The organism is Caulobacter sp. GW821-FHT11E10 (assembly GCF_058808375.1).
Genome location: NZ_JBXARP010000006.1, coordinates 13,071 through 32,812 on the forward strand (window position 1 = coordinate 13,071; position 19,742 = coordinate 32,812).

General features: G+C 67.5%; 21 protein-coding genes. 12 read left to right on the forward strand and 9 right to left on the reverse strand.

What is annotated here, in order from left to right:
• Positions 1–17: 17 nt before the first annotated feature.
• From hfsE to hfsH, 4 genes are read left to right on the forward strand one after another with little or no spacing between them, the layout of a single operon-like run.
• A complete protein-coding gene (gene hfsE / locus AC1RRV_RS13165) occupies positions 18–1,526 on the forward strand; it encodes a polysaccharide biosynthesis protein HfsE (protein WP_492860113.1) in 1,509 nt (502 codons plus the stop codon).
• 10 nt (positions 1,527–1,536) lie between these two features.
• A complete protein-coding gene (hfsF, locus tag AC1RRV_RS13170; RefSeq protein WP_492860114.1) occupies positions 1,537–2,976 on the forward strand; it encodes a polysaccharide biosynthesis protein HfsF in 1,440 nt (479 codons plus the stop codon).
• Entirely contained in the window at positions 2,973–3,902 is a 930-nt protein-coding gene (gene hfsG, locus AC1RRV_RS13175; RefSeq protein WP_492860115.1) for a polysaccharide biosynthesis protein HfsG, read from the forward strand. Before hfsF ends, hfsG begins: the two co-directional genes overlap by 4 nt.
• Complete coding sequence (gene hfsH, locus AC1RRV_RS13180; RefSeq protein WP_492860116.1) at positions 3,902–4,675, forward strand: oligosaccharide deacetylase HfsH; 774 nt, start codon at positions 3,902–3,904, stop codon at positions 4,673–4,675. The genes hfsG and hfsH overlap by 1 nt, the downstream gene beginning before the upstream one ends.
• On the opposite strand, the gene AC1RRV_RS13185 is transcribed toward hfsH, so the two are convergent.
• The 3 genes from AC1RRV_RS13185 to AC1RRV_RS13195 form a co-directional block, all read right to left on the reverse strand.
• Positions 4,672–5,916 (reverse strand): O-antigen ligase family protein, encoded by a 1,245-nt coding sequence (locus AC1RRV_RS13185; RefSeq protein ID WP_492860510.1) that lies wholly within the window; start codon positions 5,914–5,916, stop codon positions 4,672–4,674. The genes hfsH and AC1RRV_RS13185 overlap by 4 nt on opposite strands.
• 8 nt (positions 5,917–5,924) lie before the next feature.
• Positions 5,925–6,626: a P-loop NTPase family protein gene (locus AC1RRV_RS13190; RefSeq protein WP_492860117.1), complete on the reverse strand. Its 702-nt coding sequence runs from the start codon at positions 6,624–6,626 to the stop codon at positions 5,925–5,927.
• A 73-nt stretch (positions 6,627–6,699) separates the two neighbouring features.
• Positions 6,700–8,205: a GumC family protein gene (locus AC1RRV_RS13195; RefSeq protein ID WP_492860118.1), complete on the reverse strand. Its 1,506-nt coding sequence runs from the start codon at positions 8,203–8,205 to the stop codon at positions 6,700–6,702.
• A gap of 85 nt (positions 8,206–8,290) precedes the next feature.
• Between AC1RRV_RS13195 and AC1RRV_RS13200 the strand changes: the two genes are divergently transcribed.
• Entirely contained in the window at positions 8,291–9,031 is a 741-nt protein-coding gene (locus tag AC1RRV_RS13200; RefSeq protein ID WP_492860119.1) for a polysaccharide biosynthesis/export family protein, read from the forward strand.
• A gap of 42 nt (positions 9,032–9,073) precedes the next feature.
• Here the strand turns inward: AC1RRV_RS13200 and AC1RRV_RS13205 are convergent, their stop codons facing one another.
• Both AC1RRV_RS13205 and AC1RRV_RS13210 read right to left on the reverse strand, forming a co-directional pair.
• A complete protein-coding gene (locus AC1RRV_RS13205) occupies positions 9,074–9,352 on the reverse strand; it encodes a sel1 repeat family protein (protein WP_492860120.1) in 279 nt (92 codons plus the stop codon).
• A 173-nt stretch (positions 9,353–9,525) separates the two neighbouring features.
• Positions 9,526–10,251 carry a glutathione S-transferase N-terminal domain-containing protein gene (locus AC1RRV_RS13210; RefSeq protein ID WP_492860121.1) on the reverse strand — a complete coding sequence of 242 codons (726 nt, stop codon included), beginning with the start codon at positions 10,249–10,251 and terminating at the stop codon, positions 9,526–9,528.
• Between the two features lie 206 nt (positions 10,252–10,457).
• Here AC1RRV_RS13210 and AC1RRV_RS13215 point away from each other — a divergent pair, with 206 nt between their 5' ends.
• Complete coding sequence (locus AC1RRV_RS13215; RefSeq protein WP_492860122.1) at positions 10,458–10,943, forward strand: RcnB family protein; 486 nt, start codon at positions 10,458–10,460, stop codon at positions 10,941–10,943.
• A gap of 193 nt (positions 10,944–11,136) precedes the next feature.
• Positions 11,137–11,487, forward strand: coding sequence for a proteophosphoglycan 5 (locus AC1RRV_RS13220; RefSeq protein ID WP_492860123.1), 351 nt, complete (start codon positions 11,137–11,139; stop codon positions 11,485–11,487).
• Between the two features lie 75 nt (positions 11,488–11,562).
• Here the strand turns inward: AC1RRV_RS13220 and gatB are convergent, their stop codons facing one another.
• A complete protein-coding gene (gene gatB, locus AC1RRV_RS13225) occupies positions 11,563–13,062 on the reverse strand; it encodes an Asp-tRNA(Asn)/Glu-tRNA(Gln) amidotransferase subunit GatB (protein ID WP_492860124.1) in 1,500 nt (499 codons plus the stop codon).
• 250 nt (positions 13,063–13,312) lie between these two features.
• Between gatB and AC1RRV_RS13230 the strand changes: the two genes are divergently transcribed.
• Positions 13,313–13,906 carry a hypothetical protein gene (locus AC1RRV_RS13230; protein WP_492860125.1) on the forward strand — a complete coding sequence of 198 codons (594 nt, stop codon included), beginning with the start codon at positions 13,313–13,315 and terminating at the stop codon, positions 13,904–13,906.
• 105 nt (positions 13,907–14,011) lie between these two features.
• Here AC1RRV_RS13230 and gatA read toward each other — a convergent pair whose 3' ends face one another.
• Together gatA and gatC are read right to left on the reverse strand one after the other, a co-directional pair.
• Positions 14,012–15,484 (reverse strand): Asp-tRNA(Asn)/Glu-tRNA(Gln) amidotransferase subunit GatA, encoded by a 1,473-nt coding sequence (gatA, locus tag AC1RRV_RS13235; RefSeq protein ID WP_492860126.1) that lies wholly within the window; start codon positions 15,482–15,484, stop codon positions 14,012–14,014.
• Positions 15,484–15,771: an Asp-tRNA(Asn)/Glu-tRNA(Gln) amidotransferase subunit GatC gene (gatC, locus tag AC1RRV_RS13240; RefSeq protein ID WP_492860127.1), complete on the reverse strand. Its 288-nt coding sequence runs from the start codon at positions 15,769–15,771 to the stop codon at positions 15,484–15,486. The genes gatA and gatC overlap by 1 nt, the downstream gene beginning before the upstream one ends.
• A gap of 82 nt (positions 15,772–15,853) precedes the next feature.
• Between gatC and ruvX the strand changes: the two genes are divergently transcribed.
• The gene (ruvX, locus tag AC1RRV_RS13245; RefSeq protein ID WP_492860128.1) at positions 15,854–16,336 is read left to right on the forward strand and encodes a Holliday junction resolvase RuvX; all 483 of its coding nucleotides are present in this window, start codon (positions 15,854–15,856) and stop codon (positions 16,334–16,336) included.
• Here the strand turns inward: ruvX and AC1RRV_RS13250 are convergent.
• Positions 16,333–16,731 carry a nuclear transport factor 2 family protein gene (locus AC1RRV_RS13250; protein ID WP_492860129.1) on the reverse strand — a complete coding sequence of 133 codons (399 nt, stop codon included), beginning with the start codon at positions 16,729–16,731 and terminating at the stop codon, positions 16,333–16,335. The two genes, ruvX and AC1RRV_RS13250, sit on opposite strands and share 4 nt — an antisense overlap.
• Positions 16,732–16,863: 132 nt before the next feature.
• On the opposite strand from AC1RRV_RS13250, the gene AC1RRV_RS13255 reads away from it, so the two are divergent.
• The 3 genes from AC1RRV_RS13255 (at position 16,864) to AC1RRV_RS13265 (ending at position 19,666) form a co-directional block, all read left to right on the forward strand.
• The gene (locus AC1RRV_RS13255) at positions 16,864–17,859 is read left to right on the forward strand and encodes an aspartate carbamoyltransferase catalytic subunit (RefSeq protein ID WP_492860130.1); all 996 of its coding nucleotides are present in this window, start codon (positions 16,864–16,866) and stop codon (positions 17,857–17,859) included.
• Positions 17,856–19,157, forward strand: a complete 1,302-nt coding sequence (pyrC, locus tag AC1RRV_RS13260) for a dihydroorotase (RefSeq protein ID WP_492860131.1) — start codon at positions 17,856–17,858, stop codon at positions 19,155–19,157. Before AC1RRV_RS13255 ends, pyrC begins: the two co-directional genes overlap by 4 nt.
• A 74-nt stretch (positions 19,158–19,231) precedes the next feature.
• Positions 19,232–19,666 carry a hypothetical protein gene (locus tag AC1RRV_RS13265; RefSeq protein ID WP_492860132.1) on the forward strand — a complete coding sequence of 145 codons (435 nt, stop codon included), beginning with the start codon at positions 19,232–19,234 and terminating at the stop codon, positions 19,664–19,666.
• Positions 19,667–19,742: the final 76 nt, after the last annotated feature.

Here is a 19,742-nt window from a genome sequence, read left to right on the forward strand (position 1 = left end):
TCTCAAAGTCGAGCGCCATGCGTACCGCGCCCCCATCCGCCGCCAACGCCGAATCCACCGTCGCTTTCGTCGCTCCGGCGGCCGCCTCGCCGCGCGCGACAGGCGGCGGTGATCCTGGTCGCGCCCGGCGTGGTCCGTTCCGTCCTGGTCAGCTGATCCCCTCTCGGGCGCGCGTCGAGGCGCGGGTCCTGGCTCGCACATTCCGCGGGGTCGACATCCTGGTCGCGGCGATTCTCGCGGTGGCGGTGACGATCGAGGGCCATCCGATCGCGGCCGGCGTCTGGGCGATCACCGTCCTGATCGCCCTGCGCGCCCTCGACGCCTACGCCTTTCCCCGCAGGCAGGACTTCGCCCGCCATCTAGGCCGTGTCGCGCTCGCGCTCGCCGCCGCCGCCCTCGGCGCGGCCGCTGTCGTCCTGACGTCCGGTCATTCGGACGCGACGACACTCTGGACCCTGGCGACCGCCACGGCCGCCTTCGCCACGCTGCATGCCCTCTGGTGGACGATCATCGCGACCGGCCGCCATCAAGGCCGGCTGACGCCCAACATCGTCGTGGTCGGCGCCACGGCCAACGCCGAGCGCCTGATCCGCGCGGCCATGCGCACCGGCGAGGTCAATGTGCTGGGGGTGTTCGACGACCGCCTGGATCGCGCGCCCGAAAACATCGGCGGAGTGCCCGTGCTGGGCGACACCGCCGCTTTGCTCGACCATCGCATCATGCCGTATGTCGATCGCGTGGTGATCGCGGTGCAGTCCACCGCCCAGGCGCGGGTGCGCCAGCTGGTCGAGAAGCTGGGGATCCTGCCCAACCCGCTGAACCTTTTCATCGACGTCGGAGGCCCCGCCGAAGACGACGCCGCCCTGGCCCGTATCGCCGCCGGCGGTGAAAACGAGCTGTCGGGCGCCGCCACCGGCGCGCGCCATGCCTGGGTCAAGCGCGCCCAGGACCTGGTCGTCACCTGTGCGGGCCTGGTCGTCGCCGGCCCGATCATGATCGCCGTCGCCATCGCCGTGAAGTTGGACAGCCCCGGCCCGATCTTCTTCCGCCAGCGTCGCCACGGCTTCAACAACGAGGAAATCCTCGTCTGGAAGTTCCGCTCGATGCGCCACGAGATGGCTGACGCCACCGCCGCGCGCCAAGTCTCGGCCAACGACGACCGCGTCACCAAGGTCGGCAAGTTCATCCGCAAGACCAGCCTGGACGAGCTGCCGCAGCTGTTCAACGTGCTGCGCGGCGAGATGTCGATCGTCGGTCCTCGCCCGCACGCCATCGGCATGAAGACCGGCGGCGTCGAGTCCGCCAAGCTGGTCGCCCAATACGCCCACCGTCACCGCATGAAACCCGGCCTGACCGGCTGGGCCGCCATCAAGGGCTCGCGCGGCCCGGTCGATACGCCCGAGAGCGTCCGCCTGCGTGTGGCCCTCGACGTCGAATATATCGAGCGCCAGTCACTGTGGCTGGACCTCTATGTCATCGCCATGACGATCCCCTGCCTGCTGGGGGATCGGTCGGCGGTGCGCTAGGCGGCCGGCGATGTTCTGGCGCGGGGTTCTCGGCTATCTGCCGGTCAATATCGTGCAGGGCGTGGTGGGCTTGCTCACCATCGTCCTGTTCACGCGCATGCTGGATCCGGCGCAATACGGCGTCTACGCCCTCGCCTTCTCGGTCGGCAGCCTGACCCAGACGGTGTTGCTGACCTGGACCGAGGCCGCCATGGCCCGCTTCCTGGCGACGCGGACGGAAGACGGACGGGTCGCCGACCACTTCGCCACGCTCTATCGCCTCTGGATCGCGGCCGCCGTTGCGGTGCCCGCGGTCTGCGCCGTGGTGGCGCTGCTGCCGCTGAACCCGCCCCTGAAGATCGCCGTGATCGCCGCCCTGGGCTCGACCCTGGCCAACAGCCTGATGAAGCTGGCGCAGGAGCGCCGCCGCGCCGCCGGGGAGGTCTCGGGCGCGGCGCTGCTGACCATAGCTCAGACGGCAGGCGGCTTCGCGCTCGGCCTGGGCCTCGCCCTCGCTGGCCTCGGCGGCGCCGCGCCGATCCTGGGCGTGGGCCTGATCTCAGCGCTGAGCATGGCGTTGGTCCTGCCGGGCGAGCTCAAGCACATGGTCGGCGGCCGCTTCGACAAGGCCCTGGCCAAGACCTACGCGGCCTACGGCCTCCCGGTTTCCCTGTCGCTGATCCTGGCCCTGGTGCTGGCCAGCACCGACCGCCTGCTGCTGGGCGCATTTCTCGACGAGGCGACCGTCGGCGTCTACCACGCCGGCTATTCGCTCGGCAGCCGCACCCTGGACGTGGTCTTCATCTGGCTCGGCATGGCCGGGGCGCCCGCTCTGATCTCGGCGCTCGAGCGTGGCGGCCAGCCCGCCCTGACCGAGGCCGCCCGCGAACAGGCCGGTTTCATGATCCTGCTGACCCTGCCCGCCGCCGTGGGCCTGGCCCTGGTCGCCCGCCCGCTGGCGGATCTGATGGTCGGTGAAGCCCTGCGCGAGGGCGCCAGCCACGTGACGCCCTGGATCGCCGCCAGCGGCTGGCTGTCGGGCGTGACCACCTACTACCTGCTGCAGGCCTTCACTCTGGCGCGTCGCACGACGCTGCTGATCGCCAGTATGATCGCGCCGGCGGCGGCCAATGTGATCCTGAACCTGGTCCTGATCCCGATGGTAGGCCTGGACGGCGCTCTGTGGGCGACGACTATCAGCTACGGCCTCGGCGCCGTGGCCGCCTGGGCCCTGGGCCGTCGCGCCTGTCCCCTGCCGATCCCTTGGGGCATCCTGGCCAAGGCCGGCGGCGCCAGCCTGGTCATGGTCCTCTGTGTCCGAGCCCTGCCCGCTCCAGGCGGCGTCACCGAGCTGGTCCTGAAGGCCGGCGTCGGCGCCCTGGTTTATGGCGTGCTGGTCCTTGGCCTCGACGTCGGCGGCTTGCGCGGCAAACTTTCCCTGATCCTCCGTCGGAGGGCGCCGGCCCTATGACCATGCCCATCACCGAAATCCGCATCGAGAACGCCGCCTGGGCCCAGGCCCAGCCGCGGCTGTCGGTCCTGATCCCGACCTTCCGCGACGACCCCGTCGCCCTGCTCAAGGCCCTGGACGATCCCAGCGCGGGCGCCGAGATCGTGGTCCTGGACGACGGCGGCGGCGACGACGCTCTCGCCGAGCGCATCGCCCGTCGGGTCGAGAAAATGCGCGTCCCGATCCGCTTCGTGCGCCTGTCCAGCAACGAAGGTCGCGCCAAGGGCCGCAACCGGCTGGCCAGTCACGCGCGCGGCGGCCACTTCCTGTTCCTGGACAGCGACATGCTGCCCGACACCCAAGACTTCCTAGGTCGCTGGGCAGCGGTGGCCGACAGCGGCACGCCGGTGGCTTTCGGCGGCTTCACCCTGGACCAGACGCCTCTGAGGCCAGAACACGCCCTGCATCGGGCCATGGCCTTGCGCAGCGACTGCACCCCGGCCCCCGAGCGCGCCAAGGCGCCGGAAAAGCACGTCTTCACCTCCAACCTGCTGGTCCGCCGCGACGTCTTCGAGACCATCGGCTTCGACGAAGGTTTCTCGGGCTGGGGTTGGGAGGACGTGGAATGGGCGATGCGGGTCGTTCGCCGGCATCCGATCTTGCACATCGACAACACCGCCACCCACCTTGGCCTCGACGCCGCCCCGACCATGGCCGCCAAGTACGAGCAGTCGGCGGCCAACTTCGCGCGCGTGGTCGCCAGTCACCGCGACATCGTCAGCGCCTATCCCAGCTACAAGGTCGCCAAGGCCTTGAAGCCGTTCCCCATGCGGGACGTCTGGCGTCCTCTGCTCAAGCGCATCGCCCTGGCCGAGGCCGCTCCCGTTTCCCTTCGCGCGTTCGCCATGCGGCTCTATCGCGCCGCGCTCTATATCGAGGCCGTCTGATGCAGGTCGAATTCGAGAAGGTCGACGCCTACGAGCCCGACCGCACCCTGAAGGGCAAGCTGCGCCGGCGGCTGATCCGTCTGGCCTATCGCCGCCCGGCCAAGGTGGCGCTGGAACGCCCGATGGTCTCATTCAGCTTCGACGACGCGCCCGCCACGGCCTGTGAAGCCGGCGCCCTGGCGCTGGAAGCCCGAGGCTTGCGCGGCACCTATTACTTCGCCGCCGGTCTGGCTGGCCGTGACGGCCCGATGGGTCGCTTCGCCACCGGCGACGATGCGCGCCGTCTCCACGAGGCCGGCCACGAGATCGCCTGCCACACCTTCTCGCACCTGGACTGCGGCCAGTCGTCCCGAACGACGACCCTGGCCGATGTCGACCAGAACGCCGAAAGCCTCGCGGCCTGGGGGGCCGGCGATCCCGTCAGCTTCGCCTATCCTTATGGCGACGTCGGCGCGCCGGCCAAGACGGCCCTGGCCGGACGCTTCAAGACCCTGCGCGCCCTGCACCACGGCCTGATCGCCGACGGCGCGGACCTCAACCAGGCCCCGGCCGTGGGCATAGAGGGCGAGGACGGCGAGGCGGTCGCCAACGGTTGGCTGGACAAGGCCAAGGCTCGCAAGGCCTGGCTGATCCTCTTCACGCACGACGTGGCCACCGAGCCCTCGCAATGGGGCTGCACCACGGGCGCGCTGGAGCGGCTGATCGATCGGGCGGTGGCGGAAGGCTTCGACGTCGTCACCGTGGCCGAAGGGGCGAAACGGATCGGGCTCTAGCCCTCGGCCTGGGCGCGGTCCGAGAAGGCCAGCTTCGCCGCCAGGGCCACGAACACCGCCCAGCGGAAGTCGTTGTAAACCACGGCGATGCTCTCGGTCAGGCTGACCAGGGTGAAGACGATCAGGAACGGGAACGCCAGCATCGCGCCCCGCTCGCGGAACACCGCGATCAAGGCCACGGCCATGGTCTGCAGGTAGAAGAAGCCCCAGGCCACCAGCCCAACGACGCCGATGCCGATCAGCTGCTCGATCCACGAGTTGTGGGCGTGCTGGGGCGTGAACTTGGCGTCGTGAACGACCCAGGCCAGCGGCCCCCAGCCGGACTTGTCGCTCCACACCGCCGCATAACCGTAGCCCAGCCACGGCCGCTGCTCGATCTGACGCATCGCAGCCGTCCAGATCTGGGTGCGGCCGGTCAGGGTGGCGTCCTTGCCGAGGATCGCGAAGAAGACGTCCGAGGCGAAGACGATGAACATCGCCAGCATCACGAAGCCGGTCACCCCGACCCAGGTCGCCGCCGCGCCATAGGCCGGACCGCGCTGGCAGATCCAGACAAAGCCCAGCGCCATCAGGCCCAGCAGCAGCGAGGCCAGCGAGGTCTTGGACTGCGACATCAGAACTAGGCCGACCGCCAGAACCGCGAACGAGACCCAAAGCCCCGCGCGAGGTTTATCCAGCAGGGCGGTTGCGCTGAGCAGGCAGCAGCCCAGGGCCATCATTCCGCCCAGCGAGTTCTTCTCCAGCCACAGGCCGCGCCAGGCGCCGGGGAACAGCTCGGTCATGATCCCGACCGAGGGAAAGACGATGCAGGCTATGTAGCAGGCGACGATCAGCACACAGAAGGTGATCGAGAAGACCCGCGCCAGCTCGACCCAACGGAAGCGGCTGGCCAGCGCCAGTCCGGAGATCGTCGTGCAGGCGACCGCGAAGCCGCGCCGGATCGAGACATCGGGCTGGATCGACCAGGTGATCGACGCCGCCACGACACACATCAGGATGATCAGAAACGGCTGGCGGATCGTGGCCCGGATCATGTTCCACGGCCGGCCCATGACGAGAAAGAAGCCCAGGGCGTAGGCGGGCAGGAACGCCACGCGCAGCAGGCCCGAAGCGGACTCGTCGGCTTCCTCGCCGAACAGGGGCAACTGCCACCCACCCGTGTAGATCAGCAGCATGATCACGGCCGCGGCCATGGTCAGCATCGAGGGCGAGAGCGCCTCACGCTCCCCTTCCCTCGGCATGTCCCACGTCACGGCAGGATCGCCTTCAGGAAGGCGGGCGGCTGCACCGTGACGCGGTTGAAGAACATGCCCGCGCAGCGACCGCCGGCTGCCGAGATGGCGTCCCGCAGCATCGCCGGCTGGCGCACGTCGGGCTGATCGGCGGCGACGACCAGCACCGTCTGGTCCATGTGCTGGGCGATGGTGGGCCCGGCCTGGGAGCGATCAATCGAGGGGCAGTCGACGACGATGACCTCGGCGTGCTTGCGCAACGCGCGCCAATAGTCAGCCGACGGAATGACATGGGCTTGCTGGCGGCCGCGCAGGGCTTCGCGATTGAAACGCGCGACCCACAGGCGCGGTCCGCCGACGCTGTGGCCGACCAGGAACTTCGAGTCCGGCCAAACACCACCCTCGGCCCGGGGCGCGGGCGGCTGGACGGTGAAGAAGGCCGATCCGTCGGGCGAGGCCGCGACCGGCGGGCCCAGCGGTCCGAAACGGTTCGGGTCGGCGGTCAGTTCACGCAATTGGCTGGGGTTGGCCAGATCCAGGTCGATCAGCCAGGTCTTGCGCCCGGCGCGACGCGAGGCGAAGCGGGCGAACTCGCGAGCGACCGTCGAGGTCCCCTCGCCGCGTCGCGCGGAAACGAACTGGATGACGTGCGGACGGCCGACGGGTGGCGCTCCCAGCGCCCCCCACAACTCCGTCATCTCGACGTTCAAATCCACCATTACCGAATCGCCGCGCACTCAGAGGCTCGCAACTTGCGATATTAACCTTGTCGACGAAAGGCGACGAAAGCGCTCACCGCTTGACCCCGGCCGTGGCCAGCACAGGCATGCCCAGGGTGCGCGAGGCTGAGGCCGGCGTCTGCAGGCCCGGCCGCAGGAACATGCGCACCAGCCCGACACAGAGGGCCGAGAAGGCCCCGAACATGATCGCCAGCGCCAGGACGGGCTTCTTCAGGCTCTTCCCGGTCGACGGAGCCACGGCGCGCTGGACGATGCGGATATTGTCGCTGCCATCGGCCGACATCTGACGCTGGGCCTCGTCCTGCTGTTCCTTGACCGTGAAGTCGCGGACGTTGGTCGAGAGCACGTCACGGTCGCGGGTCAGCTCGTTGAACTGCGGCTCCAGCCCGGCCAGGCGCAGCAGGCGGTCGTTCACGTCCTGGATCTGTTGGGCATAGGCCAGCTGGGTCTGCTGCAGGGCGGCGACCTCGGCCCGCAGGTCGTTGCGGGTGGTCGTCAGGGTCTGCCAGATCGGATTAGGGCCGCTCCGGCGCGCGCCTTCGCCCGCCGCGCGGCCGGCGGCGAGGCCCTGCTCCAGTTGAGCGATCTGGGCGTTGATCTCTTTCACCGGGTCCGCGTTCGGCGTGTAGCGCGCCATCAGGTTTTCCCGGTCCAGCTTCAGCTGAGTGAGCTTCGTGGCGGCCGTCATGTCGACGTCGCGATACATCACCGATTCCGCCGGCGTGCGCCCCAGTTCGGCCTCGACGACCGACAAACGGCTCACGCGATCGCCCAGCTGGGCGTCCACCTGATACTTCTGCTGCTCCACCTGCGCCTGAAGTTGGGTCAGGGCGGCCTTCTGGGCGGTGAAGTCGCCGATGTCGTTGGTGGTCAGGAACGATTGGTAGGCGGTGTCGGCCTCACCCAGCTTCTGCGCGAAGATGTCGCGCTGGCGTTCCAGGACACGGTTGTCGCCGCCGATCAGCAGGCTGCGGCGATAGATCAGATATTCCTCGAGCAGGGTGTTCAGCACCCGCTCGGCGACTTCGGGATCGTTGTGCTCGAAGCCCAGGCGGATGATCGAATTGTCGGGCGCGGTCTGGATCTTGAGGTTCTTGCCGATCGAATCGCGGCCCTCGGCGATCAGCTTGCGTTTCCCCTCGGGCGTCGCGCTGGCGTACTTTTGCGCCGCATCCGGGAAGATCTTGGCGAAGCCGATCTTGCGGATCACGCGTTCGCGCAGCTCGCCGCTGCCCAGAATCTCGGCTTCCGACTGGATGACCTCGTCATTGGTCGGCACGGCGCCACGCCCGGCGTCGCCGGCGCGAGGTTCGTAGACGTATTCCTGGCCCAGGCGAACGAACAGGCTCGATTCGGCCGTGTAGCTCTTCTTCAGCGTCAGGGCGAAGGCGAAGCCCAGGGCCGCGATGATCAGGAAGACGCCCAGCATCAGGAACCGCTCGCGCCACAGCAGGGTCACGAAATCGGTGGGCGCGTAACGCGGGCGCGCGCCGGCGCCGACCACCGCCATGCGAGGCGGCGAGTCATGAGGCACGCTGGTCCAGGCGCTCGTCGACATGCGAATCCAGTTGGTTCAATCTGCCTCGCACCCTGGGGCGGGCGGCCTTAAGGGTTCGTTACCCATTCCTGTTAAGACTTGTCGCATGCAGAGCCGCACGCATTTCATGACGGCCTTGGCCGTGGTCCTGATGGCCGGCGGGATTTCCGCCTGCGGCCATATCGACGCGGAACCGGTCACGCCTGGCCCCAAGCCTACGGCGAATTTCTCTAATATCGGTTACGCCGACTGGTCGGAGGAAGAACCGTCCTACCGCTTCTATCCAGGCGACGAGGTCGAGGTGACCGTGCCGTCGGCGCCCGAGCTGAGCAAGGCGGCCGTCGTGCAGCCGGATGGCCGGATCAGCCTGCCCCTGGTCAGCCCCGTCATGGCGGCGGACCGAACGGTCGAAGAACTGCAAGGCGCGATCGGCCAGGCCTATACCGGCACGCTGCTGCGGCCGCAGGTTCAGGTTTCGGTGAAGTCGACGACGCCGCTCAAGGTGTTCGTCGGCGGCGAGGTCAAGAATCCGGGCGTCTTCGACATGGCCGGTGACGGTGACGCCCTGCGGGCCATCATCCAGGCCGGCGGCTTCACCAATGGCGCCAAGCGCAATCAGGTTGTGGTCATTCGTCGCGGGGTCGACGGGCGGGCCATGATGCGCACGGCCAATCTGCTGCAGGGGCTCACCAGCCCGGGCAACGCGGATCTCGTGCCCCTGCGCCGCTTCGACGTGGTCTACGTGCCGCGGAGCGGCGTGTCGGAGGCCGGGCTCTTCATGCAGCAGTATTTCAGGGACCTGCTGCCGGTCAGCTTCAGCTACGCGGTGGGCGGCAACATCCGCTAGGACGGCGCCTCAAAACGGTAGCGTGAACCCGGGAGACCGGGTTCAGCCGTGGGCGAGCCATTCGCGAGCCTGACGCTGGGCTTCGGCGACTTCATCGCTGGCCATCTCTTGCGACAGCTCCTTGCGATAGACCTTGGCTTCGACCGAACCGCGCATCGCGGCAAGATTGAACAGCATGTGGGCCGAGACGTAGTCCAGCGGGGCGCCGCCCTGGCCGGTCGAATACAGCAGGCCCATCCGGAACAGTTCGTCCCCGGTCGAGGCGGCGGAAGGCAGCGGCAGCGTGGCGACGACGGCCGGCGGTTCGTTCATCAACATCATGGCTCATCTCCTCTCTCAGTGCTCGCCCCGACGTTCTGCCGGATCAGAGCCTGAGAGAAGAAAAGTCCACCGCCACTGAACATATAGTTAAGCGCGCGAACATCATGAATGTCGCACCCTGTATACTAGTTCTTCAAGGTCATTACTGCGCGTAAACGCCAGTATACAGCGTGTTAACGCGCTCGCTGGCCAAAAAGGACTCTGCGAGCCTCTTCCGCAGCTTTTCCAGACGCTTGCAGCCCTCCGGACCGCAATTCCGCGCCCAATTTGAAACCCTTCTGGACGGCCTCGCGGGCGCCGACGCGCTCAAACCATGCTTTCAGATTGGGGAATTCTTCGAGAATGATGCCCTGGTTTTTCCACGGAACAACCCACGGCCAGCTCATGAAGTCGGCGATGGACAATTGGCCGCAGATGAAATCACGCCCTTCGAGGCGCTTTTCGAGCACGCCATAGAGGCGATGGGTCTCGTTCGTGTAGCGAATGGCGCCGTACGCGATCTGGCGCTGATCGGCGATGAGGGCGGGCGCATACTGGCGAAAATGGTGCGTCTGGCCCGCCATGGGCCCGAGGCCGCCCATCTGCCACATCACCCACTGGTCGATGTCGACGCGATCACGTTCGGTCTCGCCGTAGAATTGCCCGGTCTTGCGTCCGAGATACTGCAGGATGGCTCCGGACTCGAAGATCGAGATCGGCCCGCCATCGGGACCTTCGGGATCGACGATGGCCGGCATGCGATTGTTGGGGCTGATCGCCAGGAATTCCGGCTTGAACTGCTCGCCCTTACCGATGTTCACGGGGATCATCTCGTAGGGCAGTCCCATCTCCTCCAGGGCGATGGAGATCTTCCAGCCATTCGGCGTCGGCCAGTAGTGCAGTTCGATCGGACGGCTCATCGGCCTTCCCTCCCGTAATCGTGCTTGTTCCAGAACATGGTCGCGGCGCCCTGTCGCGCCAAGGGTGACGCTGCGGGATCGATGCGAAATGCCTGACAGCGCCATTCAGCCTGGGTTCAGCCGAAAGCGACCATCGTGCGTTTCAAGGTCGAGGGAAGTTTCTAGGCGGCGCTTCGACAGCCGCCCGACCAGTAGGAGAAGACGACATGAAACGTCTGCTGCTCACCATCGCCGCCGTGGCCTCCGTGGCCGGCCCGATGGCCATGACGGCGACCGACGCCGCGGCCCAGGATCGGGGTCGTTGGGATCATCGCGACGACCGGGGTCGCGACCGCGATCGCGGCGACTGGAACCGCGGCCGTGACCACGATCGAGGCGGTTGGGACAATAACCGTCGCGGTGATTGGGACCGTGGCCGCCACAACGGCTACTATTACAACAATCGCTGGTCCTACGGCCCGCCCCCGGCCGCCTACTACGGCAACCCTGGCTACCGCCCCGGCTACAACGCCTGGCGTCGTGGCGCCTATCTGCCCAGCTACTATCGCGGCGACTACTATGTGGTGCGCGACTACCACCGCTACCAGCTGCGCCAGCCGCCGCGTGGCTACTATTGGTACCGTAGCGGCAATGACTACATCCTGGCCGCCATCGCGACCGGCCTGATCTTCGACGTTATCGCCAACCACTAGACCTGAACGCTCTCCGGCGTTCGAAGACGGCGTCCTGGGCTTTGCCTGGGGCGCCGTTTTGCGGCCATATCCGCCGCAACCTCGCCGCGTGTGAGGCGTAAGCGCCCGATTGCGAAGTCATTTCGACCGCATTGCCAAGCCAGCGTTCGCGCCGCGTCACTCTCCGACGCTGCAGCAACATGGTCCCCACGCAATGACGACCCTGCGCATCACCACCGCCGCCCTGGCCCTGGCCGCCGCGGCCTATGCCGGCTCGGCCCTGGCTCAGCAGACGACGACGACGCCCCCGCCCACGGATCCGGCCCAGACGACGACCCCGTCGACCACCCTGCCGCCGGCCACCAGCACCGATCCGGCGACCCAGGCTTCGCCCGAAACCACCCCGCCGGCCGATAGCGCGACCAGCGCCGGCACGCCGAGTTCGGCCACGGCTCCGGCGACAGAAGAAGCCAAGCCGGCTCCGACCGACGACAAGGCCGCCAAGAAGGCCAAAAAGCACAAGAAGACGGCCGAGGAGCCCACCGCTCCCGCCCAGCCGCAATAAGAAAAGTTCGCATCAACGAAGAAGGGCCCGCGGCTTCCGCCGCGGGCCCTCGTCGTTTCGGCGTGGCCTATCGCGCTATTCGGCGACGCCGAGCTTCTTGCGCAGCAACTCGTTGACCGTGCCCGGATTGGCCTTGCCGCCGGTGGCCTTCATGACCTGGCCGACGAACCAGCCCAGGGCCTGCGGCTTGTCCTTCACGGCCTCGGCCTTGTCGGGGTTGCCGGCGATCAGGTCGTCGATGGCCTTCTCGATGGCGCCCGTGTCGTTGATCTGCACCAGGCCGCGCTTCTCGACGATCTCGGAAGGACGCCCCTCACCGGCCCACATGTGCTCGAAGACCTCCTTGGCGATCTTGGACGAGATGGTGCCGTTCTCGATCAGCTCGACCAGTTGGGCGATGTCCGATGACGGCAGCGGCGAGGCGGCGATCTCGTGGCCGTTCGCCGACAGCTTCGACAGCAGTTCGTTGGTCACCCAGTTCGACACCAGCTTGGCGTCGCGGCCTTTGGCGGCGGCTTCGAAGTAATCGGCGCGATCGCTCTCGATGATCAGCACGCCGGCGTCATAGGCCGACAGGCCATACTGACTCTGCAGGCGCGCCTTCTTGGCGTCCGGCAGCTCCGGCAGGGTCGCTTCCAGGTCCTTGACCCAAGCCGGATCCAGGATCAGCGGCAGCAGGTCCGGATCGGGGAAGTAACGATAGTCGTGCGCCTCTTCCTTCGATCGCATCGAGCGGGTCTCGAGCTTGGTCGGGTCGAACAGGCGCGTTTCCTGGTCGATCTTGCCACCATCTTCCAGGATCTCGATCTGGCGGCGCGCTTCGTACTCGATGGCCTGCTGGATGTAGCGGTAGGAGTTGACGTTCTTGATCTCGCAGCGCGTGCCCAGGTGGCTGAAGCTGCCGGTCTCGCGGAACTTCTCGTAGTCGCCGGGGCGGCACACCGAGACGTTGACGTCGGCGCGCAGGTTGCCCTTCTCCATGTCGCCGTCGCAGGTGCCCAGATAGACCAGGATCGTCCGCAGCTTCTTGACGTAGGCGGCGGCCTCTTCCGAGGTGCGCATGTCGGGTTTGGAGACGATCTCCATCAGGGCCGTGCCCGCGCGGTTCAGGTCGACATAGGTCGCGTTCGGATCCTGGTCGTGCAGCGACTTGCCGGCGTCCTGTTCCAGGTGCAGGCGCTCGATGCGGACTTCGAAGGTCGTGCCGTCGTCGCGCTCGACGACCACGACGCCCTCGCCGACGATCGGCTGGTCGAACTGGCTGATCTGATAGCCCTGCGGCAGATCCGGATAGAAGTAGTTCTTCCGATCGAAGCGGCTCTTCAGGTTGATCTGGGCCTTCAGGCCCAGGCCCGTCTTCACGGCCTGCTCGACGCAGAACTTGTTCAGGACCGGCAGCATGCCCGGCATGGCCGCGTCCACGAGGCTGACCTGCTCGTTCGGCCCCGCGCCGAAACCGACGGCGGCGCCCGAGAACAGCTTCGACTTGCTGGCGACCTGGGCGTGGACCTCGAGGCCCAGAACGATTTCCCAGGGGCCGGTGCGGCCTTGGATCACTTTGGAATCTTGCGTCATGGCCGTCTCTCTACATCAAGGGGGCCGGGCCGGAAAAGCTTTCGGATGCCTGTCACGAGCATGTTTGCGCTTTGACGGCGAACCCGCGCTGGCCGGAGCCTGAAGTCTTTTTCAAGCAAGCGGAACCGTTCGCTTTTGATTTCCCGAAATAAGGCGACAATTCGTCAAAACACGCACCATTGCGGGGCAAGGGAACCGCTGAGTTATCGCGCCGTTCGATTCCCCGAACAGCTCACTCACGGAGGTAGAAATGCCCACCGCTCGTCCGACTCTCAATTTCGACGCCCCGGAACCGGTCACCACGACCGATCCGAATGCTTCAGCTCTGTTTCCGACCCAGCCGGTCTATGCTCGCACGCCGAAGAAGAAGGCGTCGGGCAATCTGCCGCTGATGGTCGGCCTGCCGGTGGTCGCCATCGCCGCCGGCGGCCTGCTCTGGGCCATGAGCGCCAATCGCGCCGAAGCGCCGACCGATCCGCAATCTCTGCAGACCGCCGTCGCCGACACCCCGGCTCCGGCCACCACGCCGGCGCCATCGAACATCGCCGCCACGCCCGCCCCGATCCCGGCCCCGACCGAAATCGCCGCCAACGAGCCGGCTCCGGTCGCCCGTTCGACCGCGCCGCGCGCCGCCGCTCCGGCCCGGGCCACCGCCCGTCGCGTTGCTCCGGTCCGCGAGAGCGCGCCGGACGTCTCGAGCGCCTCGTCGAATGTCAGCGCCACGGTTCCCGCCCCGCCGCCGGCGGTGAGCGCCCCGGCCGTGCCGGAGCCCGCCCCGCTGGTCATCCCGCCGCCGGCCGCCCCGCAGCCGACGCCGCAGCCTGACCCTAGCGCGCCGATGTAATCGACTCTCGCCTCTCAGAGAGAACCCAAGAAGAAGGGCGGCTCCGCCAGGAGCCGCCCTTTTCACGTCATCGCCAAGTCTCGGCTTTCGCCAGGAGCCTTGGTCTCACCACCACTTTTCGGCCTTCGCCGAGAAGTTCGCGGCCTTCTCGACCGCGCCGGCGACCGAGAACACCGTCGCCTCGTCGAGGGGCTTGCCGATGATCTGCAGGCCCAGCGGCAGACCGTTGGCGTCCAGGCCGGCGGGAAGCGACAGGCCCGGAAGGCCCGCCAGGTTGGTCGTCACCGTGAAGACGTCATTCAGGTACATGGCGATCGGGTCGTTGCTGTTCTCGCCCAGACCGAACGCCGCCGAGGGCGCGGTCGGGGTGAGGATCGCGTCGCACTTTTCCCAGGCGTTGTCGAAGTCTTCGGCGATGCGGCGACGCACTTTCAGGGCCTTCAGATAGTAGGCGTCGTAATAGCCGGCGCTCAGCACATAGGTGCCGATCAGGATGCGGCGCTTGACCTCGTCGCCGAAGCCCGACGCGCGGGTCTTCTCATAGATGTCGGTCAGGTTGGCGCCGTCCTCGCGCAGGCCGTAGCGCATGCCGTCATAGCGGGCCAGGTTCGAGGACGCCTCGGCCGGAGCCACGATGTAGTAGGCCGGCAAGGCGTACTTGGTGTGCGGCAGGCTGATGTCGACGATCTCGCAGCCCGCGTCCTTCAGCCAGGCGATGCCATCGGCCCACAGCTTCTCGATCTCGGCCGGCATGTTGTCGACGCGGTATTCCTTGGGAATGCCGATGCGCAGGCCCTTCACCGACTTGCCGACGAACTGGGTGAAGTCCGGAACGGCGATGTCGAGGCTGGTCGAGTCCTTGGGGTCGTGACCGGCCATCGAGGTCAGCAGCAGGGCCGCGTCCTCGACGGTCTTGGCGATCGGGCCGGCCTGATCCAGCGAACTGGCGAAGGCCACGACGCCCCAGCGCGAGCAGCGGCCGTAGGTCGGCTTGATGCCGACGGTGCCGGTGAAGGCGGCCGGCTGACGGATGGAGCCGCCGGTGTCGGTGGCCGTGGCGCCCAGGCACAGGTCGGCGGCGACGGCGGCGGCCGAACCGCCGGACGAGCCGCCCGGGGTCAGGGCCTTGTTGCTGGCGGTCGAGCGCCAAGGGTTGGTCACCGGACCGAAGTACGAGGTCTCGTTCGACGAGCCCATGGCGAATTGGTCGAGGTTCAGCTTGCCCAGCATCACCGCGCCGTCGCGCCACAGCTGGCTGGTCACGGTCGACTCGTAGGTCGGGATGAAGGTCTCGAGGATCTTCGAGCAGGCCGTGGTCCGCACGCCTTCGGTGCAGAACAGGTCCTTGACGCCCAGGGGAGCGCCTTCCAGCGGGCCGGCTTCGCCCAGCGCCCGGCGGGCATCGGACTTGGCGGCCATGTCGAGCGCCTTTTCCGGGGTCTCCAGGATGTAGGCGTTCAGGCCGCGCGCGGCCTCGATGGCCTCGACGTGGGCCTGGGTGAGTTCGACCGAGGTGAACTCGCGGGCGGCCAGGCCGTCGACGGCGGCCTTCAGGGTCAGCTTCGTCAGCGTGCTCATTATTCGACGACCTTCGGCACGACGAAGAAGTTGTTGATCGACTTGGGCGCGTTGCTGGTCACGCGGGCCGGATCGCCGCCCATGGTCACGGCGTCCTCGCGCAGCGGCAGGCCGGCGGCCACGACGCTGGTCAGCGGCTCGACGCCGTCGGTGTCGACCTCGGCCAGCTGCTCGATCCACGTCATGATGCCGTTCAGTTCCTGAGCCAGCCCTTCCAGGCGCTCTTCGGGCTCGGCGATGCGGGCGAGCCGGGCGACCTTCCGCACGGTGGCGGCGTCAATGGCCATGGGGATCTCCTGAAATTCGAGTGCGTCGGTTACCCGGCCAGACGCGAGGTTTCAAGCGCGCCGGCTCCTGTTATGGAGAGACATGCCCGTTCTCGACATCGAAGCCTTCGCCGCCGCCCTCCCCCAGTACGCTCCGATCGTGGGCCTGGACCCCGGCGAGAAGACCCTCGGCGTGGCCGTCTCGGACGTCACCCGCACCGTCGCCAGCCCCCTGGCCTTGATCGAGAAGACCAAGTTCACCCAGGACGCCGAAGCGCTGTTCAAGTTGATGGATAGCCGTGGGGCGATCGGCATCGTCGTCGGCCTGCCGATGAACATGGACGGGACGGAGGGCGTGCGATGCCAGTCAAACCGGGCCTTGGCGCGCAACCTCCTGCGCATCAAGCCTGAGCTGCCGATCACCTTCTGGGACGAGCGCCTGTCGACGGCCGCCGTGACGCGCGTGCTGATCGAAGAGCACGACGTGAACCGTAAGCGCCGGGCCGAGGTCGTCGACAAGATGGCGGCCGGCTGGATCCTGCAAGGCGCGCTGGAGCGGATCAGGACCCTTCGCGGAGAAGGCTAGGCCGCGTCCTGCAGGAAGGTCTCGCTGTGGGCGTGGCAGGCCCAGCCGTCTTCGCCACGGATCCAGGTCGAGCTGTCGGCGGCGCGCATTTCCTGCGACTTGCCCTTCATCTTGACCGTCTGGCGCACTGTGTAGGCGATGATCGCCACGTCCGGCGCGGGGGTGGACACCTCGACATCGTCGAAGCTGTACGATTCCAGCTCCCAATCGCCTTCCTCGGTCATCGCGCCCATCTTGTCCTTGGAGATGCTCATGACCCCTCGGGCGCCCGTGACCAGGCTGGTCCGGCCCGACAGCTTGGCCGTCTTGCCGCCGTCCTTGGCCTTCATGGCGTCCCAGTAGGATTTTTCGAGGGCGATGACCTCGTCGCGGGTCGGCTTGGCATGGTCGGGCATGGTGGTCTCCTTCCAGACGCTATCAAAACCAGCCGTTCGGAGGACGGTTCCTAGGGCGCCGCTACGGTGCGCGCGCCGAATAGTCCGCCCCGCGCTTCCCTTCCCCGCCAAAGCCGCCTAAGACGCGGGCTCATGACGGCTTCAGCCCATGATCCTGCCCGCGCGGCCATCGATGCGATCCGCGCCCGCGTCTTTGCCTTCCCAAAACGCCACTTTTTGTCAGCTGGCGACCTGAACGCCCCCCAGGCGACGGATCTGCTGGACCTGGCCGACGCCTTCGTCGCCTTCAACCGCCAGCCGTCCAAGAGCCTGGACATCCTGCACGGCCGGACGCTGATGAACCTGTTCTTCGAGAACAGCACCCGCACCCAGAGCTCGTTCGAGCTGGCCGGCAAGCGGCTGGGCGCCGACGTCATCAACATGAACCCCAAGACCTCGTCGGTGGCCAAGGGCGAGACCCTGATCGACACCGCAGTCACCCTGAACGCCATGCGGCCCGACCTGCTGGTGGTGCGCCACGCCTCGTCGGGCGCCGCCAGCCTGCTCAGCCAGAAGGTCAGCGGACACGTGGTCAACGCCGGCGACGGCCAGCACGAGCACCCGACCCAGGCCCTTCTGGACGCCCTGTCGATCCGCCGCGCCTTCGGTCGGGTCTCGGGCCTGACCGTGGCGATCTGCGGTGACGTGCTGCACAGCCGCGTGGCGCGCTCGAACGTCGCCCTGCTGCACACCCTGGGCGCCAGCGTGCGCCTGGTCGGTCCGCCCACCCTGATGCCGGCCCAGGCCGAGCGTTGGGGCGTCACTGTCCATCACGACATGAAGTCGGGCCTGGCCGGCGCGGACGTCGTCATGATGCTGCGCCTGCAGCTGGAGCGGATGCAGGGCGCCTTCGTGCCTTCGACCCGCGAGTACTTCCGCTTCTACGGCCTTGATCGCGAAAAGCTTTCCCGCGCCGCGCCCGGCGCCAAGGTCATGCACCCGGGCCCGATGAACCGAGGTGTCGAGATCGATTCCGACGTGGCCGACGATCCGGCCGTCAGCCTGATCCAGGATCAGGTCGAGATGGGCGTCGCCGCCCGAATGGCGGTGCTGACCAGCCTCGCGGCTCGCATCGAGGCCAAGCAATGACCGCCGCCCAGCCCCTCGCCCTCGTCAACGCCCGCCTGGTCGATCCGGAAAGCGGCTATGACGGCCCCGGCGGCGTGATCGTCTCCGAGGGCGTCATCTCGGACGTCGCCAAGGGCCGCGAGTTCGGCAAGCTGTCGAAGGCCGTGCGGGTTGTGGATTGTGGTGGGGCGCTGCTAGCGCCCGGCCTGATCGACCTGCGCGTCCGAACCGGCGAGCCGGGCGCGGAGACCAAGGAAACCTTGGCCAGCGCCGCCAAGGCGGCGGCGGCCGGCGGCGTCACCTCGATGGTCGTCCAGCCCGACACCAACCCGGCCATCGACGATCCCAGCGTCGTCGACTTCATCCTGCGCCGGGCCCGTGACATCGACAGCGCCCGCATCCTCGTGGCCGGCGCGGCGACCAAGGGCCTGGCGGGCGAGCAGATGGCCGAGATCGGCCTGATGCGCGAAGCCGGTTGCGTCTACGTCACCGACGCCGGCAAGCCGATCGTCGACAGCAAGGTCATGCAGCGGGTCCTGACCTACGCGAAGGGCTTCGACGCCCTGCTGGCCCACCGTCCGATGGACCCGTGGCTGGCGAAGGGCGGCGCGGCGACCGGCGGCGAGTTCGCCGGCCGCATGGGCCTGCCCTCGATCTCGCCGATGGCCGAGCGGATCATGCTCGAGCGCGACGTCGCCCTGCTGGAAGCCACCGGCGGCAAGCTGCTGGTCGACCAGATCACCTCGGCCCAAGCGTTGGAAACCCTGGCGCGGGCCAAGGGCAAGGGTCTGCGGATCAGCGCCTCGGTGTCGATCAACCACCTGTCCTTCAACGAGCTCGACATCGGCGACTACCGCACCTTCGCGAAGCTGAACCCGCCCCTGCGCGGCGAGGACGATCGCCAGGCCTTGATCGAGGCGCTGGCCAGCGGCCTGATCGACGTCGTTGTTTCGGCCCACAACCCGGCTCCCGCCGAGGACAAGCGCCTGCCGTACGACGAGGCCGCTCCCGGCGCCGTCGGGCTGGAAACTCTGCTGCCGGCCCTGCTGTCGCTGTATCACGACGAGCGCATCGCCCTGGTGGACCTGATCCGCGCCGTCACCCTGGCTCCGGCCGAATTGCTTGGCCTGCGCGGCGGCCGCATCGCCCCCGGCGCGCCGGCCGACCTGGTGCTCTGCGACATCGACGCCCCGATCATCATCGACGCTGCTCGGCTGCTGTCGAAGTCGAAGAACTCGCCGTTCGACGGACGTAGGCTACAGGGCCAGGTGCTGATGACCGTGGTCGACGGACGGGTAGTGCACCGGGCGGAGGGGTAGCCCCCATCGACAATCTCGACTTATGATTGCACCCGTGGCCGTGGCGAAGGTCGCGCTCAATTGCGGAGGCGTTCATGGTCGAGGCCCGCCAGTCTCGCGGCTTTGTCTTCTGGATTTTCGCTCTGCTGGGACCCCCGCTCGTGCTGGCGCTCGCCGTCGCCGAGGCGTTGATCAAGGGGGCGCTGGTTCAGGGCGATATGACGATCACCGTGATGACCGCCTTCTTCTTCCTCAACCCACTGAGCCTGGCTATCGCCTGGGCCATCCTGATCCTGCCCTTCTCGCTCACGGGCCTTCTCGCCTTGAAGCTTGAAGGCCGCGTGGACGGTGCGCGCTTCATCGCCGCCTGCACACTGGCCGGCGCCACGCTCCTCCTGCTGACCATGGGCCTGCTGGGCGGGTTCCCCGATCTTACGGCCATTGCCGAAGGCGCGATTGCCGCCCTGCTCCCAGCATTGCTGGCCAGGGTCGGAAGACGCCCCAGCCCCGACCTTTTGCCCAGCTCCTGAGTCTGCACTACACGTAAGATCCACAACTCTCGCTTGCGCAGCGGTTGAATTCGCGCGCAACTCGCCTTAGGGTCGA

Excerpts from the sequence above, each read along its gene's own strand:
- AC1RRV_RS13215 (WP_492860122.1), top strand. The coding sequence starts at position 10,458 with ATGAAACGTCTGCTGCTCACCATCGCCGCCGTGGCCTCCGTGGCCGGC.
- hfsE (WP_492860113.1), top strand. The coding sequence starts at position 18 with ATGCGTACCGCGCCCCCATCCGCCGCCAACGCCGAATCCACCGTCGCT.
- AC1RRV_RS13205 (WP_492860120.1), bottom strand. The coding sequence starts at position 9,352 with ATGATGTTGATGAACGAACCGCCGGCCGTCGTCGCCACGCTGCCGCTG.
- gatA (WP_492860126.1), bottom strand. The coding sequence starts at position 15,484 with ATGAGCACGCTGACGAAGCTGACCCTGAAGGCCGCCGTCGACGGCCTG.
- AC1RRV_RS13265 (WP_492860132.1), top strand. The coding sequence starts at position 19,232 with ATGGTCGAGGCCCGCCAGTCTCGCGGCTTTGTCTTCTGGATTTTCGCT.
- gatB (WP_492860124.1), bottom strand. The coding sequence starts at position 13,062 with ATGACGCAAGATTCCAAAGTGATCCAAGGCCGCACCGGCCCCTGGGAA.
- AC1RRV_RS13200 (WP_492860119.1), top strand. The coding sequence starts at position 8,291 with ATGCAGAGCCGCACGCATTTCATGACGGCCTTGGCCGTGGTCCTGATG.
- gatC (WP_492860127.1), bottom strand. The coding sequence starts at position 15,771 with ATGGCCATTGACGCCGCCACCGTGCGGAAGGTCGCCCGGCTCGCCCGC.
- AC1RRV_RS13185 (WP_492860510.1), bottom strand. The coding sequence starts at position 5,916 with ATGCCGAGGGAAGGGGAGCGTGAGGCGCTCTCGCCCTCGATGCTGACC.
- hfsG (WP_492860115.1), top strand. The coding sequence starts at position 2,973 with ATGACCATGCCCATCACCGAAATCCGCATCGAGAACGCCGCCTGGGCC.
- ruvX (WP_492860128.1), top strand. The coding sequence starts at position 15,854 with ATGCCCGTTCTCGACATCGAAGCCTTCGCCGCCGCCCTCCCCCAGTAC.
- AC1RRV_RS13220 (WP_492860123.1), top strand. The coding sequence starts at position 11,137 with ATGACGACCCTGCGCATCACCACCGCCGCCCTGGCCCTGGCCGCCGCG.
- hfsF (WP_492860114.1), top strand. The coding sequence starts at position 1,537 with ATGTTCTGGCGCGGGGTTCTCGGCTATCTGCCGGTCAATATCGTGCAG.
- AC1RRV_RS13255 (WP_492860130.1), top strand. The coding sequence starts at position 16,864 with ATGACGGCTTCAGCCCATGATCCTGCCCGCGCGGCCATCGATGCGATC.
- AC1RRV_RS13250 (WP_492860129.1), bottom strand. The coding sequence starts at position 16,731 with ATGCCCGACCATGCCAAGCCGACCCGCGACGAGGTCATCGCCCTCGAA.
- AC1RRV_RS13190 (WP_492860117.1), bottom strand. The coding sequence starts at position 6,626 with ATGGTGGATTTGAACGTCGAGATGACGGAGTTGTGGGGGGCGCTGGGA.
- pyrC (WP_492860131.1), top strand. The coding sequence starts at position 17,856 with ATGACCGCCGCCCAGCCCCTCGCCCTCGTCAACGCCCGCCTGGTCGAT.
- AC1RRV_RS13230 (WP_492860125.1), top strand. The coding sequence starts at position 13,313 with ATGCCCACCGCTCGTCCGACTCTCAATTTCGACGCCCCGGAACCGGTC.
- AC1RRV_RS13195 (WP_492860118.1), bottom strand. The coding sequence starts at position 8,205 with ATGTCGACGAGCGCCTGGACCAGCGTGCCTCATGACTCGCCGCCTCGC.
- AC1RRV_RS13210 (WP_492860121.1), bottom strand. The coding sequence starts at position 10,251 with ATGAGCCGTCCGATCGAACTGCACTACTGGCCGACGCCGAATGGCTGG.
- hfsH (WP_492860116.1), top strand. The coding sequence starts at position 3,902 with ATGCAGGTCGAATTCGAGAAGGTCGACGCCTACGAGCCCGACCGCACC.